This is a genomic window from Exiguobacterium sp. EA-TM-5 (assembly GCF_053878415.1).
The window spans coordinates 301,535-320,000 of sequence record NZ_CM132670.1; the positions used below are offsets into that span (position 1 = coordinate 301,535).

Consider the following 18,466-nt stretch of genomic DNA (forward strand, 5'->3'; position numbering starts at 1 on the left):
TACTCCCTGTCCCTAAAAACGTTCAGATGAACTTATCTTTCCAAAAGGAGGCGGACACTCTCTTCAAGCGTCGTTACAGGACGACCGAGTAACGCTTCAAAATCATCACTTTCAACTGCAAGGGTCCCTGCTGCTATATCTGCCTGGATACCAATCAACATCGGAAGCAGGAAGTCGGGTAGTCCCACTGCTTTCATTCGCTCTCCAAATGTCGTGCCATCGACTTCATCCAAAACGACGGATTGGTTGAGGACGGCTCCGGCTGCTGCCGCGAGTTCTGCTTGCGTATGCAAGGGACCCGATAATTCATAGATCGCTTGCGGCTGTTCAAGCGTTAGTCCTGTCGCGATCGCTTGTGCGTACTCTTCTTGTAACGCCCATCCGACTTTGCCTTCGCCGGCTGCCGTTAACCAGTTTGCACCTTGCGCGACCGCCTCGATTGTTGAGAGTTCATTCTCAAGATACCAGTTGTTGCGGAAAAAGACATATGGAATCCCTGTCGCTTGAATCGCTTCCTCGGTGACACGATGTGTCCGCGCGAGTCCGTTCGTGCTATGTGCTGCATTGGCGATACTCGTATAGCCGATCAGCTTGACGCCTGCCTCTTGTGCTGCCGTGACAGCAGTTTGGTGCTGACGAATCCGTGTCGCTTCTTCACCGTCTGTTGAGATGATCAACAGGCGATCAATACCTTGAAACGCTTGTGTGAGCGTCTCCGGCTGATCAAAGTCACCATGCCGAACATCAATCCCTTGCGCTGCAAGTGATGCTGCTTTTTCGACATTACGTACGCTGACAGCCACGTTCTCGACACCAACTCGTTCACTGAGATGATGAACGATCTGCGTTCCTAATTTTCCAGTTGCCCCTGTAATTAACCATTTCATGATAAAACCACTCCTTTGAAGTTTGATGTTGTTCTTCATGATACGCTAGGTGATACACTAAAAAAAGTAGGCACTTATCTGAAACTAGGTCCCTCAAAACGAACCAATGGGAGAGGATGAACGTGGCTGTATTCGATTCAACGACCGATCAACGGACGGCCTGTCCGGTCACCCGGGTGCAACAGATGGTCGCTGGCAAATGGAAGATCATCTTACTGTGGCATCTGACACACGGAACACATCGTTTTCACGAACTACAACAATTAACCGGCATCTCAAAGGGAACGTTGACGCGACAACTGCGTGAGCTCGAAGCAGATGGTTTGATTCAACGGCATGTGTTCGGCGAGGTTCCGCCTCGTGTTGAATATTCCCTGACCGATGCCGGACATAGTTTTTTACCGATTCTCGATCAAATGGCAGCTTGGAGTGAACAACACTTCCACGTAAAATGATGTTTTTTAGCAAAAAACGTGCACTTCTTCTCGATTCACAAAAGAAGTGCACGTTTTCATTTCACAAATAGTGATAATTATTCGTTCATTCCGTTGCCGTCACTGTCTGACGTAGATAGATATCGATTGCCTCTGCAACCCGTAACCCGGAGATGACCGCACTCTCGACACGCGTCCGTCCTGACGCATCATCTGCTTCGAGGAACGCATCTCCAGCAAGCCAAAGTGGATGTGCCGAAAGCTTCAAGTGTGGGGTCCGGTAAACCGCGCGTGCCTGAGCATACCGCCAACGCTTGATCTGACGTGAGACGATCGTGACTGTCCCGAGCTGTTGTTGCAACAACCGTTCGACTTCAGCGAGTGTCTCCTCTTCTGGACGCTCGTACCAAGTTTCACTGAAAGTAGCTGTCATATAAACACTCAGCAGTGTCGTTTTCGAAATCTGCTTCTCGGCATTATTGACGATTTTTAAGATACCGTCGACGAGATGCTCATCTTGCAATCCGACTTCCCCGATCGTCAGTTGCTCTGCGACCTCAAACAGACCAACGAATGTCGGCTCGAACGTCACCTGACGTAACTGCTCATGATCATCATCAGCGAGCGTCAACCTAGAAGACTGCAACAGTTCATATGCTTGCGGTACCGGCGCTGTTACGAGTAACGCATCATATTCACCTTGATGGTCCGTCGCCTGTGTGACAAGTTCATCTTCCGTTGCCGAAATATGCGTGACTTGCTCGTTCAATCGAACAGGGATATCTCGACCAATCGATTGCACGAGTTGATTCATCCCGTTTGTCGCAACATAGCGTGGAAAGTCTTGTCCGAACCACTTACGGACCCAGCCTTTTTCAAGCCAGTTGTCGACTTCACGTTCCAATTCTTTCGTTCGGACTGTGAAGAACACAGCCCCATGATCGGCCGTTCCTTCATCAATACGACGTGTCGCCATTCGCCCCCCGACGCTTTGGCTTTTTTCAATGATTTCAACGGTATGTCCTGCTTCCTGCAACTGACGTGCAGCAAAAATACCGGCGAGTCCTCCACCAATGATTCCGATTCGTTTCCCTGTCATCTCGCTTCCCCCTCGTATTCCTCATTTCCCTAAGTATAGAGGTTTCTTCCAAGTGATGGGTGAATCAATGCCTGTCCGATATGCTCGCCCTCTGCAATTCCTGCTCGATGAGCGCGAGGTTCTCTTCAAAAAATGCCCGGTGCTCTTTTAGTCCGCGTTTGACACACCAACCGACGGCAGTGAGCGCTTCCCATAAGCGATAGTATTCTAAGTATGTCTCAATCGGAACGTTCGGATGAACAGTTGCATATCCTTCTTGAAATGCCGTGACGTACACGGAACCAAACTCATTTAGATTGCGGACGATCTTCGTGAAATCCATCTCGATAGCTCCATAGCGGGTCGTTTCGAAATCAATTACACCCGTGACAGTCTCTCCTTCTGTCAGTAAATTCGCTAGACGGAAGTCACAATGCGTAGCAACGGGACGAGAGGGCTCAGGTAGCAACTGTTCACGTCTTGCTAACTCTATCTCAATGCTTTCAAGAAAATCAGGTTCAAGCGCTGACGTGATGAACGGCATGAACCCATCGAGTTTTTCGTTTCGAAAATGCCGCCAGTCTTGAACTGGATACGCATAAAACCCATCTTCCGTGTATTCACCATACGCTTCTCCTGTACATGTATGCAGTTGTGCGAGCGTTCGACCGATTTCGTACGCTAACGTTTTAGTCATCGCGGCTGGTGCTCGTCCCGGTAAAGCAGCGAGCACGAACGCCCCTGTCGTCTGCCCGGGAGCTGCTTCAACTAAGATGTGCGGCACGGGTACAAACTCTTCTAGTGCACGAATCCAGCCACGTTCCCGGTACCACTTTTCAGCCGTATACGGACGCTTCAAGAAGACGATCTGACCATCCGTCAGGACGAGACGATCGACTTCAGAACTATACGATTCGTCAACGGTTGCGCACACCGCGATGTCGAGTTGAAAATACTCAATCCATTCGTCTCGCGTCATTTCGCAGTCCCCAACGTCTTCTGTAACGTTTCCCCTGGTAGTCCGTCAATCGGTCCGATATAGGTCGATTCAAAGCCGAGTCCTGTTAAAATACGACGCGATGCTTCATGCGCTGGATCAATCTTCGCTGTGACAACTTGTAACTCCTCTTCCGTCGCTAACTGTAACAGACGCTCAGCAATCGCTGTGCCGTATCCTTTTCCCCAGTAATCCGGTAGCAACATATAACCAAGTTCTGCTTCGAACGGCTGTGTTTGACTCCGCGTCACGTGACCGACACCGATCCATTCCGCTTCGGAAAAAGTGAGATAAGAACCAAGTCGGTCGTGCTGTTGTTGTTCGAGGATTCGCTCAAAACGCTGTTTCGTTTCTGCCTCCGTCAATGCCTGTTCCGTGATGTAACGCATGACGCGTTCGTCTTGCACGAGCGTCGCGTATCGTTCGTAATCGGACGCTGTCATTTTTCGTAATTCAATCATGTTACTCTCCTTTTCATGTTCGGTAGTCATTGTGAATCGGGGTGAAAACATCTTCCGTCGACGGACGGACGATCGCAAAATGCTCAACATTGTAGTGCCCGTGTAAGACTTGATTATGGTGAGCGATCATTTGGTCCGGCGCTAGTACATCAGAGCCGTTCGTTGTATGTCCGTCGGCGACGAGTGTGACATCAAAGCCATGTACCGTCGCACTACGCACCGCGGTATCGATACAATGCTCCGTCTTACAGCCTAAGACGATCAGATGTTCAATCGAGGCTTGGCGTAGATGGTCGAGCAAAGGTGTACCATGAAACGCATTCGTCGCCGCTTTATCAAACGTGACACTGGATACTGGAACAGGGATCGAGTCATGGACTGCAAAACCAGCACCCGCTCCTCCAGCCACATCTAGATCACGGATGAAGATGACCGGAACGTTTCGTTCATCTGCTTCAAGTACGACCGCTTCGATGACGTGCGCAACTTGTTCCTTTAAGTATACCGGACGTTCTTCCGTGTTCCCGTCGACGAGTTCCTGCTGAAAATCAATCACTAGGACCGCTTGTTTCATCGCCATGTTCCTCCTTGTAAAATCGACTGTTGGTTTCCTTCCCGTTCGTCTGAATGATTTCCTGCTATTCACGGTCGTGAAACTTTTTAGCTGTTGGATTCGTTAAAAAGAAGGAAAGGATGTGTCTGGATGATTTGGTTTGGCGTCATCTTCTTATGTGTTCTTCTCGTCAATCTGACACTTGAGAAGCTCATCATGAACCGGACGATGACAGGTCGCTGGTTCGTACGCAACTTACTCATTTGTCTCGGGATCACTCTCTTATTATTCGGGATCGAACGTTATGTCCTATCCGGTCTGTAAAAAAAGCAGATAGCGAAAAATCGCTATCTGCTTTTTTAGTTAATAGACTTCGTAATTTTGCCCCGTCTGTGCCCCTTCGACACTCTTTACGAACGCCGTCGCGACACGTGACGCTGGAACAGCTTCAAAACCACGGAAGAATGGTCCGTACTTTTCAAGTGACTCAATCAGTACGTTCGGACTGACGCTATTAATTCGAATACCTCGTGGCATCTCGATTGCTGCTGCATGAACGAACGCTTTGACCCCACCGTTCGCGAGCGCCGCAGATGCACCTTGGCGAATCGGATCGTCCATCATGATGCCTGTTGTCAATGTAAAACTTCCCCCGTCTCGTACTGACTCCAGACCAAGCAAGACGAGATTGACCTGACCTTTTAACTTACTGTCGATCCCGATTTGATTAAGAGCCGGTGTTAAGTCCGTCAATGGACCAAAATGAGCGCCACCTGTAGCACTGATGACGGCATCAACAGAACCGACTGCTTCATACATCGCACGAATACTTTCTTCTGATGTGATGTCGACTTGCACATCTGCTCCGCTTCGCCCAGCACGAATGATGTCATGTCGCTCACTCAACTGTTCGACGACTGCCTGACCAATCGTTCCACTAGCCCCTACTACTAAAATTCGCATGATATATTCCCCTTTCACGTCTAGCTTACCTATCTAGCCTACTGCACAGCAGGTGACGGTTTCAAGGAATCTATCGGATGCGTCTTCAAAAAGACAAGGATTTCATCGAATAAGCGCTGTTTGTCCCGGTCGAGCGTCAGTAAATGTTTACTGTTCGGAAGAAGGACCTTTTTCTGATCTCGACTTGGTACTGTTGTTTCAATTCGTTCAAGACTTGCATGGTAGACCGCATCATCTAATGCGCCAAGGAACAGAGCGATGGGCTGCGTGATACTCGGTAAGACGACTGCTGTCTCGAGGATGAATTGCTGAAGTGCCCGTAAATCTTTTTCCGGTCGTGGAAAATGACGATCGACAAAGTCTGCGATCCACTCTGGCGAACGGTCGTCAAATTGAAAATACCGTTCCGTATAACGACGGACGCGGTGCTCAAGTCCTGCAATCGTTCGTTCAAGAACCGGCGTCGAGAGTAAGACGAGTCCCGCGCATCCTGACTGCTCTGCCAGTCGAAGTGCCATCACCCCACCAAGCGATTGTCCGATCAGATAAACATGTTCGTGCCCTTTGTTATGTAAAAATGAGAGTCCGGCTTGCGCGGACTGCCAAACGTCTTCGATCGTCGTCGCAAACAAACGCTCCGGCGATTCCCCGTGCCCAGCATAATTCGGTGCATAACAGGTATATCCTTCCGTATGTAAAAAACGAGCGAGACCCCGCATCTCATTCGCACTACCGGTAAAGCTGTGCAATAACAAAACAGCAGGTCCAGATCCATGCAAGTACAAATCCTTCGATTTTGTGATCATGTTCGTTCCCCCTTTACCTGCGTACAGTTCTCAATCTTCTCTTTTCGAAGTAGCCTTCTGTAACGAGTTTAAAATCTGAAAACCCGGATAGTCCGCTTCAGACCGTCGTTCGCCACTTGATCGATAATAAGCATTCCAGTAACTAATCATCCGGTCTTCGATTCGTTTTATGTATGCCGGATCATCGTGGACGAATTGCCGCTTCACTTCCGGATTCCATTTCTCGACTGCGGGTACGATGATCTCCACGATTTCACGGACATATTCACTAGCAAGTTCGATGATATAGGCGAGGACCCATCCGTCGTATGGATGATTTTTAAGTAACTGACGGAGATAATACTCACGAATGTGACCGTCATGATGACGCGTGTAGAGACAATATAAAATCGTCCGTTGTGTTGGCGTCAACTGTTCGATTCGCTCTGGCGCGACTTCTGGTACATATACGCGCATCGGAATCTGTATGTGTTCCTGCTCTAGCTTCACTTCGATCGACCCTGGTGATAGACGTGTCCATGAAAACGGTAGACACGCTTTAACGACTCGAACATCCTGTTCATATCGTTTAGGGAATGCTGAAATCCATCGGTTCATCTTATTCTCCTCTCATATAAAAAAACTCCAAACAGCAGACGCTGTTATACGCCTATCGTTTGGAGTCGATTTGTTTACTTATTCAACCGTTACTGACTTCGCCAAGTTACGTGGCTTATCGACGTCACAGTCACGACCGAGTGCCGCGTAGTATGAAATCAATTGAAGTGGTAAGACGGACAAGAGCGGTGACAAGAGTGGCTCGACTGCTGGGATGACGAATGCATCTGTTGGCAATTCAAGACCTTCTGCTGCGATGACACACGCGTTTGCACCACGTGCGACGACTTCCTTGACGTTCCCACGGTTGTTGAGGTGAACGTGTGGTTGTGTCACGAGCGCGATGACTGGTGTGTTGTCCTCGATCAAAGCGATCGGACCGTGCTTGAGCTCTCCACCCGCATATCCTTCTGCTTGGATATATGAAATCTCTTTGAGTTTCAATGCACCTTCCATCCCGACGTAGGCATCTTGTCCGCGACCGATGAAGAACGCGTTACGTGATTCAGACAAGTACTCTGTCGCGATTTCTTGGAAACGATCTTTTTGAGACATGACCGATTCCATCGCACTTGAGATTTTACCGAGTTCCTTCATGAGATCGAAGTTGACAGCAACACCTTTTGCTTGAGCGAGGTCAAACGCAAGAACAGCGAGGACAGCGATTTGAGCTGTATACGCTTTTGTTGAAGCAACGGCGATTTCTGGACCCGCGTGGAGTAACAACGTCGCGTTTGCTTCACGTGACAATGTTGATCCTGGAACGTTCGTGATCGTCAATGCTGGATGACCGAGTTTCTTCGCTTCAACGAGAACCGCACGGCTATCCGCTGTTTCACCTGATTGTGAAAGGAAGAGGAAGAGTGGTTTCTCTGTCAATAATGGCATGTTGTATCCGAACTCAGAAGAGATATGGACTTCTGTTGGAATGCCAGCGATTTGTTCAATCAACTGTTTTCCGATCAAACCAGCATGGTAGCTTGTTCCGCAACCGATGATGTAGACACGGTCACGACCGAGTACGAGATCACGGACTGATTGGTCAAGTGTGATGTCGCCTGCTTCATTTTGATATTTTTGAACGATGTTGCGGATAACAGCTGGTTGCTCATCCATCTCTTTGAGCATGTAGTGCGCATACGTTCCTTTTTCGATATCTGATGCATCGATTTCAGCCGTATATGCTTCACGCTCTTGGATGTTACCGTCGAGATCTTGGATCGTAACGCTATCACGCGTCAAGATGATCATCTCACCGTCATGCAACTCAACAAATTGGTCCGTTACTTGCAACATTGCCATTGCGTCTGATGCGACGACGTTGAACGTCCCGTCACCGAGACCAACGAGAAGTGGTGATTTATTTTTCGCGACGTATAAGACATCTGGGTTTTCAGCATCAATCAATGCGAGGGCATACGAACCGTGCAAGACGCGAAGTGTTTGACGGAATGCTTCCGCGACGTCACCTGTCTCGTTGAAGTTCTTTTCGATCATCTGAACGATGACTTCTGTATCCGTGTCGCTGAGAAGATCGACGTTCAATTCTGTTTTCAACTGCTCATCGTTCTCGATGACGCCGTTATGCACGAGTGTGAAACGTGTTGAAGCACTTTGATGCGGGTGCGCGTTTGGTACGCTTGGGACACCATGTGTCGCCCAGCGTGTGTGTCCGATTCCGACTGTTCCGTCTGCCTCTGCAGGAACGACTTCACGTAGCGCAGCAATCCGACCTACTTCTTTATGGACTTGAACGCCGTCATTGACGAACGCAAGACCTGCCGAGTCATAGCCGCGGTACTCGAGCTTCTCGAGACCTTTTAATAGAATTTCCTTCGTGTTGACCTGTCCAATCATACCTACGATTCCGCACATGTTACATCTCTCCATTTACAAGTATTTCCCTGAAGAGGAAACGGCTCTTTTTGAGAGGATCCCGATCGGTCTGTTTGTCCGTCCAATCACTTGAACGATTTCAGAACGATTTACGGTATGGATCTGGTACCGGGAGGCATCCGCCGAATGATTCGATAAACCTCCACCTCGTCAGCTTTCCTTAACTTAGGGAAGCCCTGGCGCTTTTTAGTTCCGTCTGACCCCGTTTCTGTCCGACTTCACCATCATACGAACTTTACTTTGAAAAAGCAAGAAAGGTAACGTAGTTGTAACTATTCCCGATATTTCACTAATCAATACGTATAATCCCTATTTTTTGTAAAATTCTCAATCTATTTTTCTAAAATAATTGTAAAAAAAGAAGCAGAGCGATTGCTCTGCTTCAATTCCTTAGTTTTCTTGTAACGCGTAGTTCTCACGAACAACGTTTGCGATCCGCTCAACGTATGCATCACATGCCTCTTGTGTCGGTGCTTCAGCCATGACACGAACGAGTGGTTCTGTTCCTGACGCACGCACGAGAATTCGTCCGTTCCCCGCCATCTCCGCTTCGACTTCTGCAATGATCGCTTGAACGGCAGGACCGCTCATCGCACCATTTTTATCAGAAACACGGATGTTGACGAGACGTTGTGGGAAGATTGGCATCTCAGCAGCGAGTTCCGATAGTTTCTTCCCTGTCGCTTTCATGATTTGCAACAACTGGACGCCTGATAACATGCCGTCACCTGTCGTTGAATAATCCATGAAAATGATATGACCTGACTGTTCACCACCAAGCGTATAGTCATTCTTACGCATCTCTTCAACGACGTAACGGTCACCGACCGCTGTCTGAAGCGCCGTCATCCCGTGTTCTTCGACTGTTTTATGAAAACCGAGGTTACTCATGACTGTCGCGACAATCGTATTGTCTTTTAGACGACCGAGTTCGTTCAAGTATTTTCCGCAGATAAACATAATTTTATCGCCATCGACGATATCGCCATTCTCATCAACAGCAATCAAGCGATCTCCATCTCCATCAAATGATAGACCAACATCCGCGCTCTTTTCTTTGACGAAAGCAGCGAGATGTTCTGGATGTGTCGAACCAACACCATCGTTGATGTTCAATCCGTTCGGAGTTGTTCCGATCGTCGACACTTCTGCTTCCAAGTCACCGAATAGACGTGGCGCAAGGCTTGACGTCGCACCGTGTGCACCATCGATCGCAACATGGATGCCTGAGAAGTCTTCATCCGATGTCTGACGAAGCATATGGAGGTACTTTTGTGCACCCTCAAAGTAATCGTGAACGAAGCCGAGTTCTTTACCAGCTGGACGCGGTAACGTATCTTCTACTTCATCGAGTAATGCTTCGATTTCGAGTTCTGTTGCGTCATCGAGCTTAAAGCCGTCTGAGCCGAAGAACTTAATTCCGTTATCTTCAACTGGATTGTGTGACGCGGAGATCATAACCCCTGCTGTCGCATCCATTGTTTTTGTCAGATACGCGACACCCGGTGTCGAGATGACACCAAGACGCATGACTTCTGCACCGATCGATAAAAGACCAGCGATGAGCGCGTTCTCAAGCATTTGACCAGAAACACGTGTATCGCGCCCAATCAACACTTTTGGTCGTGTGCTTTCGTGTTTCGTCAACACGTAACCACCTGTTCGACCAAGACGGTACGCAAGCTCCGGTGTCAATTCTACGTTTGCGACGCCGCGTACGCCGTCAGTTCCAAAATACTTACCCATGTGTTATTTCCTCATTTCACTAATTTGTTTTAATTGGTCGGAACGGAAGTCCGGGGAACAGCTTTCAGCGTCACATCCATATTATCAGGACGCAAGACATCAAAGGCTTTTGACGTCTGATACGAGATCGGCAATCCATGTGTTCCTTCCTTCAGTCCTGTTACGTCGATGACCGCTTTGATATCTGTTGCATCGATCGTTGCTAAATCAGATTCTTTCCCACGGACGACAACATCAATCGTTTGATTGTAATCAATCGTATATTTCGATTCATCAAATCCATTCAATGTAACGTTCACACCCGAAATCGTTTTTTCAGCTCGATCCTCAACGGTTTCCGTCGTCGACTTGGCATTTTCCTTTTCGACGACGATATTGACTGTAACACGCGTCGGATCCATCGCTGTTGCATTTTCTGGTTCAACGAGTTTGACTGTTTTTTCAGTCGTCTTCGTTAATCCTTTCAACGATACAGCTTCTGTATCAACGGAACCAATGCGTTCTAATTCTTCTTTTGTTCCATATAAACGAGCTTGTGTCGTGACAGGAACAATTTTAATGACGGTATAACCTTTTTTTACGTTATCTTTTGTTTTCACATTGATTGGTACCGTCTTACTTTCCTTATAGATCGGTACCGTGATTTCGAGTTGCTCTGGTTGGTACGATGCATTAATCGTATTTCCATTTGCATCGGTCGCTTTTGCATTGAACGTCTCTTTAAACGTCTCTGCTCGACCTGTTACATCGATTGGAACTTGAATCGCTGAAATTGCCTGTAGCTTCTCTGCCCCACCCGTGACTTCGACCGTTTGTTGGTTCGGCTGTGCTTCACCTACGACATATCCTTCAGCGATTTTATTTTTATTCAGTAAGGCAACTTGTACCGGTACTTCCTTTGTAATCTTCTTATCAAGGAAGACTTCAATCGTCTGTTGTTTTGGTGTCACTTCGACATCTTTACCGAAGCCGGTTGCCGTGACACGGACACGGTGATATCCGGGATCAAGTCCTTTTAAATCAATCGATAATCCAAAATCCTGAACGAGCCGAAGCATCGTCAAGCTACTCGAAGGACCTTTAACGGTCACTTCCATACTATCTGGAATATTATAAGCGACCCACTGCGATTCATCGTACTGGATCGTGATTGGTACATCAAATTTCGTTGAACCTTGTCCTGCGATCGGTAAGAGGCTAGCAGCATCACTTTTTCCTGTCGTATTCGAACCTGCAACCATCAGATACAACATGACGGCTAAGGCGACAGCGACAATGCGTAAGAACCAGCGTTCATTGAACCACTTTTCGAACATTATTTTTTCGCCCCCATCCAGTTCAAGAAGGAAGTATTCGTCGGTTCGACCTTGACGATTGTCTCAAGCAACTTCGTCCGTAAGGATTCTTCATCGAGTTCTCGGTACAGACGTCCGTTGATGGCGAGAGAAACGCCACCTGTTTCCTCTGAGACGACGAGTGTGACACTATCCGTCACCTCACTTACGCCAATCGCTGCCCGGTGACGTGTGCCCAAATCTTTTGAAATATGTGCGCTCTCTGACAGCGGTAAGTAACAGGCAGCAGCTGCTAACTTGCCTTGCTGGACGATGACGGCACCATCATGAAGCGGCGTATTCGGAATGAACAAATTGATCAAGAGTTGGCTTGTAATTTGCGAGCCGAGCGGAATACCTGTCTCGACGTATTCACTTAGTCCTGTCTCACGCTCAATCGTCACGAGCGCTCCGATACGACGTTTTGACATGTACTGGGCAGACGATACGAGCGCATCAACGATTCGAACTTGTTCATCCTCGTCACTGATGGCGCTGCGTGAAAAGAATTTACTCGTTCGTCCGAGGTGTTCAAGTCCACGGCGGAGCTCGGGTTGGAAAATGATGATGATCCCTAGTAACCCGTAGGTGATAATTTGATTCAGTAAGAATTGCAATGTTTTGAGTCCAAAAAATCCGCTCAGGAACCAACTGATCAAAATGACCGAGATGCCTTTAATGAGCTGGACAGCTTTCGTCCCTTTGACGATGATCATAAGACGGTAGATGACGAACGTCACGACCGCGATATCAATCACATCATTAATATAATCGTACCAATGTACGTTTTCTCCCAGTTTCAACAATTGAAATTGAAGTGGTTGCCAGCTGAAGTAATTCACCAACCGTGCCCCCTAACTCATCTGATTTAAACAGTTTCCATTATAGCACAAAGGGACGAGTTCGACTCGTCCCAGCTGATTATTGAAATAGACGCTTGATTCCGTACCATACGCGTTCAAATAATTGATCGATTTCCTTAATTTCTCCGGTCACACTACCAGCACTCGCCGTGTAGGCTTTCCCGTCAACGGTCATGACGTCGCCATTGACTTTCCCTTCGATTCGGACGTTTCCACCTTCGACGTAAAGATCCTGATCGACTGTGACGCCTTTCGGGACGACGACTTCGCCATTTTGAGCGACGATACCTGGTGCATTCGTATAGGATAAGTCATGTTCTTCTTGTGCCATATAACCACCCAGGCTACCGACCGACAAGAGTAAGAACACAGCCGCTGCCGCGAGCAATGGGTACTGCTTCATCTTCCCTCCAAAACGAGACGGTTGTGGTTGGTGTAGCAAAGCAGCGCTTGGCATATCCACCTGGTCGGGCAATTGTGCCAGCACGCGGGATGTAAAATCTGCCGATAATTTGGGCGCTGGAAGTTGACGCAGTCGAGCATCAAGGAGCCGATACTCTTCGAACTCGTCCATCGCGTCTGCTTCCCGTAACTCTGCTTCTAATCGCTTGAAGTCCTCAGGTGGTTGGTTTTGATCTAAATAATCCTGGATCCGTTCATGTACATGCTCTCGTGACATGGTGAGTTCCTCCTTCTCATCGTTTGGCAAAATGCTTTTTCAGCGCTTCTCGTCCACGATGAATTCTAGTTTTGACAGTAGCGACTGGTAATTCGATCATTTCACTGATTTCTTTCAGTGATAGATCTTCTACATATTTCAGGACGAGTGGGACACGGTATTTTTCTGGTAAAGCTGCAATCGCATCCCCGACTTCGTTTCGTTGCTCGTTATCGACCACTTGGTCCTCCGGCAAGATATCCTTGCTCTCGAGTTGTGAATACAATGTCAGTCCTTCAGTACCTGACATCTCAGCATCAAGAGAATAATCAGGTTTCTTTTTCCGTAGTCGGTCAATCGATACGTTTGTAACGATTCGGTATAACCAAGTTCGGAACTTCCATTGTGCATTATACGATTCAATCTTCGTAAATACACGGATGAAGGCTTCTTGTGTCGCATCCTCCGCTTCCATTCGATCGCGCAAGACACGGAAAGCTACAAGAAAAGCACCTTCCTTATATAGATCAACAAGTGCCGCGAACGCATCACGGTCTCCTTGTTTCACTCGCTCGATTAAGCGTAGTGTCGTTTCTTCCACTTTGAATACCCCCCGCTCTATGCGGTCAATCTCTTATACGAAGTCGACCGATAAATGTTTCATCTCCTTTTAAATTGTAACAAAAAAAACTTGAACCCCGATGAAAAGAGTTCAAGTTCTATCCATTATTTTACTAAGCGATGTGTTTCCATTGCCAAAAGTAAATCGCCAATCAGCTCATTCGCAAGCTCTGCTGTTCCGTTTCCTTCTTCAAGTAATGGATTCACTTCAACGAATTCAGCAGCGATAAAGTCTTCTGCTGCTGCGCAATGCTGTAATACAGTCTTCGCATCATCTAAGAAGATACCATCAGCGACACGTGTTCCTGTACCAACGACAAGTGATGGATCAAGACCATCCATATCGAAGCTTAAATAAAAAGCATCCGTTGTTTCTTTCAAATAGGCAATCGCTTCTTCCATGATTGCATCCATTCCCCGTGTTCGGATCGCTTCCATATCATAGACACGAATACCAAGACGATCAATCAACTCTTGTTCGCCTGGATCAACATCACGTAATCCGATGAAGACGAGATGTTCCGGTTGCAATTTGACATCTGTCCCTCCGACTTCCGTTAAGCGCTGATGCCCTTCCCCAAGGGCTACAGCGAGCGGCATGCCGTGGATGTTACCAGAAGGTGATGTTTCAGGTGTATTCAAATCACCATGTGCATCGAACCAGATGACCCCGAGACGTGGCACAGTCTGGCGAAGACCTGCAATCGTTCCGATCGCCATACTGTGATCGCCACCAACGAGTAAAGGAAAACGTTGTTCCGATAACGCATCACGAACAATCAGGTGTAAGTCATTCGTCGTATGGACGACTCCTTCGAGACGTTTCAGTTTCGGATCTTCTTCTCGGACTGCATCTTCTGATAAGACAGCCGCTTCCCCGTAGCGAACTGCTTCTTGTCCCCGTGCTTCGAGTGTCGCTAGTAGACCCGCTTTTTCGACAGCTGCAGGTCCGTGTTCAGTGCCCGGCTTTCCTTGTCCATAACGGTACGGTACGCTGATATACGCGATATTCATTCGATATTCCCCCTATGTCATAGTTACTTCTACACATATTGTAAGCGGTAACAAACAGGTGGTTCAACTCGACAAAATGACGCATGAATATACAAAAAAACACCGTGAAGGGAATCACGGTGTTCTTGCGTACGTACTCTGGTTATGCTTGGCATTTCATATAAAAAAAACTTAAGACGAACGAAACTCGCTTAAGATCTTTAAATAAAATTGGTGGAGCCTAGCGGGATCGAACCGCTGACCTCCTGCGTGCAAGGCAGGCGCTCTCCCAGCTGAGCTAAGGCCCCAAAAAGAAAAAGCGGAAGACGGGATTCGAACCCGCGACCCCGACCTTGGCAAGGTCGTATTCTACCACTGAACTACTTCCGCAAGAAATGAGCCATGCAGGATTCGAACCTGCGACCCTCTGATTAAAAGTCAGATGCTCTACCAACTGAGCTAATGGCTCGACATGGTGGGGGGGGGCGGATTCGAACCGCCGAACCCGAGGGAGCGGATTTACAGTCCGCCGCGTTTAGCCACTTCGCTACCCCCCCAGTTTGTCTAGGAAACTTATACAATTGAGAAAAAACAGTGCCGGCAACAGGAGTCGAACCCGCGACCTACTGATTACAAGTCAGTTGCTCTACCAGCTGAGCTACACCGGCACAAAAAGTATAATGGTGACCCGTACGGGATTCGAACCCGTGTTACCGCCGTGAAAGGGCGGTGTCTTAACCGCTTGACCAACGGGCCGTTGGCTCCGCAAGTAGGATTTGAACCTACGACCTACCGGTTAACAGCCGGTTGCTCTACCACTGAGCTATTGCGGAATAAATAAAAGCCTGGCAACGTCCTATCCTCACAGGGGGAAGCCCCCAACTACTTTCGGCGTTCAAGTGCTTAACTTCCGTGTTCGGCATGGGAACGGGTGTGACCACTTGGCTATCGTCACCAGACGACGGGCTCGCGCCCTCAAAACTGAAGTCATCAACAAGCATCTGCTAGAACAAGGCCTCGACCGATTAGTATCACTCAGCTCCACATGTCGCCATGCTTCCACCCGTGACCTATCTACCTCATCGTCTCTGAGGGGTCTTTCTTGATTACTCAAAGGGAAATCTCATCTTGGAGGGGGCTTCATGCTTAGATGCTTTCAGCATTTATCCCGTCCGCACGTAGCTACCCAGCGATGCTCCTGGCGGAACAACTGGTACACCAGCGGTGCGTCCATCCCGGTCCTCTCGTACTAAGGACAGCTCTCCTCAAATTTCCTGCGCCCACGACGGATAGGGACCGAACTGTCTCACGACGTTCTGAACCCAGCTCGCGTACCGCTTTAATGGGCGAACAGCCCAACCCTTGGGACCTACTCCAGCCCCAGGATGCGATGAGCCGACATCGAGGTGCCAAACCTCCCCGTCGATGTGGACTCTTGGGGGAGATCAGCCTGTTATCCCCAGGGTAGCTTTTATCCGTTGAGCGATGGCCCTTCCATGCGGAACCACCGGATCACTAAGCCCGACTTTCGTCCCTGCTCGACTTGTAGGTCTCGCAGTCAAGCTCCCTTCTGCCTTTGCGCTCTACGAATGATTTCCAACCATTCTGAGGGAACCTTTGGGCGCCTCCGTTACTGTTTAGGAGGCGACCGCCCCAGTCAAACTACCCGCCTGACACGGTCCTCCAGCCGGATGACGGCTGCGAGTTAGAGACTCTATGCATGAAGGGCGGTATCCCAAGGGTGACTCCTCCGAAGCTGGCGCTCCGGGCTCGACGTCTCCCGCCTATCCTGTACATCATGCACAAAGCCTCAATATCAGGCTGTAGTAAAGCTCCATGGGGTCTTTCCGTCCTGTCGCGGGTAACCTGCATCTTCACAGGTACTATGATTTCACCGGGTCTCTCGTTGAGACAGTGCCCAAATCGTTACGCCTTTCGTGCGGGTCGGAACTTACCCGACAAGGAATTTCGCTACCTTAGGACCGTTATAGTTACGGCCGCCGTTTACTGGGGCTTCGGTTCAAAGCTTCGCTTGCGCTAACCCATCCCCTTAACCTTCCAGCACCGGGCAGGCGTCAGCCCCTATACGTCATCTTGCGATTTAGCAGAGACCTGTGTTTTTGCTAAACAGTCGTTTGGGCCTATTCACTGCGGCTCTACATGTGTAGAGCGTCCCTTCTCCCGAAGTTACGGGACCATTTTGCCGAGTTCCTTAACGAGAGTTATCCCGCGCGTCTTAGAATTCTCATCTCGCCTACCTGTGTCGGTTTACGGTACTGGCGCCTTCCCCCTCACTAGAGGCTTTTCTTGGCAGTGTGAAATCGTGACCTACGTCCCTACGGGACTCCGCATCGTTCCTTGACTTTGATGCCTGACGGATTTGCCAATCAGACGATCTTGAAACTTGCACATGCACTTCCATCCGCATGCGTCACTATCCTCCTGCGTCCCCCCATTGTTCAAACGGTGGATCGGCGGTACAGGAATATCAACCTGTTATCCATCGCCTACGCCTTTCGGCCTCGGCTTAGGTCCAGACTAACCCTGAGCGGACGAGCCTTCCTCAGGAAACCTTGGGCTTTCGACGGAGGGGATTCTCACCCCTCTTTTCGCTACTCACACCGGCATTCTCACTTCCAAACGCTCCACTGCTCCTTCCGGTACAGCTTCACAGCGGTTTGGAACGCTCCCCTACCATTCCTTACGGAATCCGCAGCTTCGGTGGTATGTTTAGCCCCGTTACATTTTCGGCGCGGCGCCACTCGACTAGTGAGCTATTACGCACTCTTTGAATGGTGGCTGCTTCTAAGCCAACATCCTAGCTGTCTAGGCAGCGCCACATCCTTTTCCACTTAACATACACTTTGGGACCTTAGCTGGCGGTCTGGGCTGTTTCCCTCTTGACTACGGATCTTATCACTCGCAGTCTGACTCCCGAGTATAAGTTGCTGGCATTCGGAGTTTAACTGAATTCGGTAACCCTGTGGGGGCCCCTAGTCCAATCAGTGCTCTACCTCCAGAACTCTCAACCTCGAGGCTAGCCCTAAAGCTATTTCGGGGAGAACCAGCTATCTCCAGGTTCGATTGGCATTTCACCGCTACCCACACCTCATCCCCGCACTTTTCAACGTGCGTGGGTTCGGACCTCCAGTCAGTGTTACCTGACCTTCATCCTGGACATGGGTAGATCACCTGGTTTCGGGTCTACGACAACGCACTGAACGCCCTGTTCAGACTCGCTTTCGCTACGGCTCCGCCTCATCGGCTTAACCTCGCGCGTTATCGTAACTCGCCGGTTCATTCTACAAAAGGCACGCCATCACCCATTAACGGGCTCTGACTACTTGTAGGCATACGGTTTCAGGATCTATTTCACTCCCCTTCCGGGGTGCTTTTCACCTTTCCCTCACGGTACTGGTTCACTATCGGTCACTAGGGAGTATTTAGCCTTGGGAGATGGTCCTCCCGGATTCCGACGGGGTTTCACGTGTCCCGCCGTACTCAGGATCCACTCTGGAGGGAAAACAGTTTCAGCTACAGGGCTGTCACCTTCTTCGGCGGACCTTTCCAGGTCCTTCA

Annotated in this window: 17 protein-coding genes, 7 tRNA genes and 2 rRNA genes (1 of these 26 only partly in view); 2 read left to right on the plus strand and 24 right to left on the minus strand. The window is 48.9% G+C overall.

The genetic code is table 11. The features are described 5' to 3' along the window. Positions 1–32: 32 nt before the first annotated feature. Positions 33–887 carry an SDR family oxidoreductase gene (locus ACV3PA_RS01535; protein WP_456125504.1) on the minus strand — a complete coding sequence of 285 codons (855 nt, stop codon included), beginning with the start codon at positions 885–887 and terminating at the stop codon, positions 33–35. Positions 888–1,009: 122 nt separating this feature from the next. On the opposite strand from ACV3PA_RS01535, the gene ACV3PA_RS01540 reads away from it, so the two are divergent. Next, complete coding sequence (locus ACV3PA_RS01540) at positions 1,010–1,342, plus strand: winged helix-turn-helix transcriptional regulator (protein ID WP_456125505.1); 333 nt, start codon at positions 1,010–1,012, stop codon at positions 1,340–1,342. An 85-nt stretch (positions 1,343–1,427) separates the two neighbouring features. Here ACV3PA_RS01540 and ACV3PA_RS01545 read toward each other — a convergent pair whose 3' ends face one another. The 4 genes from ACV3PA_RS01545 to ACV3PA_RS01560 all read right to left on the minus strand — a co-directional run bounded on the left by ACV3PA_RS01545 (position 1,428) and on the right by ACV3PA_RS01560 (position 4,431). Further along, positions 1,428–2,420: an NAD(P)/FAD-dependent oxidoreductase gene (locus tag ACV3PA_RS01545; RefSeq protein ID WP_456125506.1), complete on the minus strand. Its 993-nt coding sequence runs from the start codon at positions 2,418–2,420 to the stop codon at positions 1,428–1,430. 64 nt (positions 2,421–2,484) lie between these two features. Continuing rightward, on the minus strand, positions 2,485–3,378 hold the full coding sequence (locus tag ACV3PA_RS01550) for a phosphotransferase family protein (protein ID WP_456125507.1): 894 nt from the start codon (positions 3,376–3,378) through the stop codon (positions 2,485–2,487). Then, complete coding sequence (locus ACV3PA_RS01555; RefSeq protein ID WP_456125508.1) at positions 3,375–3,857, minus strand: GNAT family N-acetyltransferase; 483 nt, start codon at positions 3,855–3,857, stop codon at positions 3,375–3,377. Before ACV3PA_RS01555 ends, ACV3PA_RS01550 begins: the two co-directional genes overlap by 4 nt. A gap of 13 nt (positions 3,858–3,870) precedes the next feature. Continuing rightward, positions 3,871–4,431: an isochorismatase family protein gene (locus ACV3PA_RS01560; protein ID WP_456125509.1), complete on the minus strand. Its 561-nt coding sequence runs from the start codon at positions 4,429–4,431 to the stop codon at positions 3,871–3,873. Positions 4,432–4,560: 129 nt separating this feature from the next. Here ACV3PA_RS01560 and ACV3PA_RS01565 point away from each other — a divergent pair, with 129 nt between their 5' ends. Continuing rightward, positions 4,561–4,734, plus strand: a complete 174-nt coding sequence (locus ACV3PA_RS01565) for a hypothetical protein (RefSeq protein WP_023466676.1) — start codon at positions 4,561–4,563, stop codon at positions 4,732–4,734. Between the two features lie 39 nt (positions 4,735–4,773). On the opposite strand, the gene ACV3PA_RS01570 is transcribed toward ACV3PA_RS01565, so the two are convergent. The 19 genes from ACV3PA_RS01570 to ACV3PA_RS01660 form a co-directional block, all read right to left on the minus strand. Then, complete coding sequence (locus ACV3PA_RS01570) at positions 4,774–5,373, minus strand: short chain dehydrogenase (RefSeq protein ID WP_456125510.1); 600 nt, start codon at positions 5,371–5,373, stop codon at positions 4,774–4,776. A 38-nt stretch (positions 5,374–5,411) separates the two neighbouring features. Further along, complete coding sequence (locus tag ACV3PA_RS01575) at positions 5,412–6,179, minus strand: alpha/beta hydrolase (RefSeq protein ID WP_456125511.1); 768 nt, start codon at positions 6,177–6,179, stop codon at positions 5,412–5,414. A gap of 30 nt (positions 6,180–6,209) precedes the next feature. Next, entirely contained in the window at positions 6,210–6,776 is a 567-nt protein-coding gene (locus ACV3PA_RS01580; RefSeq protein WP_456125512.1) for a hypothetical protein, read from the minus strand. Positions 6,777–6,854: 78 nt separating this feature from the next. Further along, positions 6,855–8,651 (minus strand): glutamine--fructose-6-phosphate transaminase (isomerizing), encoded by a 1,797-nt coding sequence (gene glmS / locus ACV3PA_RS01585; RefSeq protein ID WP_456125513.1) that lies wholly within the window; start codon positions 8,649–8,651, stop codon positions 6,855–6,857. A 411-nt stretch (positions 8,652–9,062) separates the two neighbouring features. Beyond that, complete coding sequence (gene glmM, locus ACV3PA_RS01590) at positions 9,063–10,418, minus strand: phosphoglucosamine mutase (RefSeq protein WP_053452358.1); 1,356 nt, start codon at positions 10,416–10,418, stop codon at positions 9,063–9,065. Positions 10,419–10,447: 29 nt separating this feature from the next. After that, positions 10,448–11,734, minus strand: coding sequence for a CdaR family protein (locus tag ACV3PA_RS01595; protein WP_456125514.1), 1,287 nt, complete (start codon positions 11,732–11,734; stop codon positions 10,448–10,450). Beyond that, on the minus strand, positions 11,734–12,594 hold the full coding sequence (gene cdaA, locus ACV3PA_RS01600) for a diadenylate cyclase CdaA (protein WP_053452356.1): 861 nt from the start codon (positions 12,592–12,594) through the stop codon (positions 11,734–11,736). The genes ACV3PA_RS01595 and cdaA overlap by 1 nt, the downstream gene beginning before the upstream one ends. A 79-nt stretch (positions 12,595–12,673) precedes the next feature. Beyond that, positions 12,674–13,294 (minus strand): anti-sigma factor, encoded by a 621-nt coding sequence (locus ACV3PA_RS01605; RefSeq protein WP_456125515.1) that lies wholly within the window; start codon positions 13,292–13,294, stop codon positions 12,674–12,676. Positions 13,295–13,310: 16 nt separating this feature from the next. Beyond that, positions 13,311–13,874, minus strand: a complete 564-nt coding sequence (gene sigW / locus ACV3PA_RS01610; protein ID WP_456125516.1) for an RNA polymerase sigma factor SigW — start codon at positions 13,872–13,874, stop codon at positions 13,311–13,313. Positions 13,875–13,999: 125 nt separating this feature from the next. Then, positions 14,000–14,908 (minus strand): arginase, encoded by a 909-nt coding sequence (rocF, locus tag ACV3PA_RS01615; RefSeq protein WP_456125517.1) that lies wholly within the window; start codon positions 14,906–14,908, stop codon positions 14,000–14,002. A 211-nt stretch (positions 14,909–15,119) separates the two neighbouring features. Beyond that, positions 15,120–15,195, minus strand: a tRNA-Ala gene (locus tag ACV3PA_RS01620). A 10-nt stretch (positions 15,196–15,205) separates the two neighbouring features. Beyond that, positions 15,206–15,277: transfer RNA gene (locus ACV3PA_RS01625), tRNA-Gly, on the minus strand. Positions 15,278–15,283: 6 nt separating this feature from the next. Then, positions 15,284–15,356, minus strand: a tRNA-Lys gene (locus tag ACV3PA_RS01630). Positions 15,357–15,360: 4 nt separating this feature from the next. Continuing rightward, positions 15,361–15,444: transfer RNA gene (locus ACV3PA_RS01635), tRNA-Tyr, on the minus strand. A 38-nt stretch (positions 15,445–15,482) separates the two neighbouring features. Further along, positions 15,483–15,555, minus strand: a tRNA-Thr gene (locus ACV3PA_RS01640). 13 nt (positions 15,556–15,568) lie between these two features. After that, positions 15,569–15,643, minus strand: a tRNA-Glu gene (locus tag ACV3PA_RS01645). A gap of 2 nt (positions 15,644–15,645) precedes the next feature. Continuing rightward, a tRNA-Asn gene (locus ACV3PA_RS01650) sits at positions 15,646–15,720 on the minus strand. Between the two features lie 10 nt (positions 15,721–15,730). Continuing rightward, a 5S ribosomal RNA gene (rrf, locus tag ACV3PA_RS01655) occupies positions 15,731–15,846 on the minus strand. Positions 15,847–15,892: 46 nt separating this feature from the next. Then, positions 15,893–18,466 (minus strand): 23S ribosomal RNA (locus ACV3PA_RS01660) (it continues 340 nt past the right edge of the window).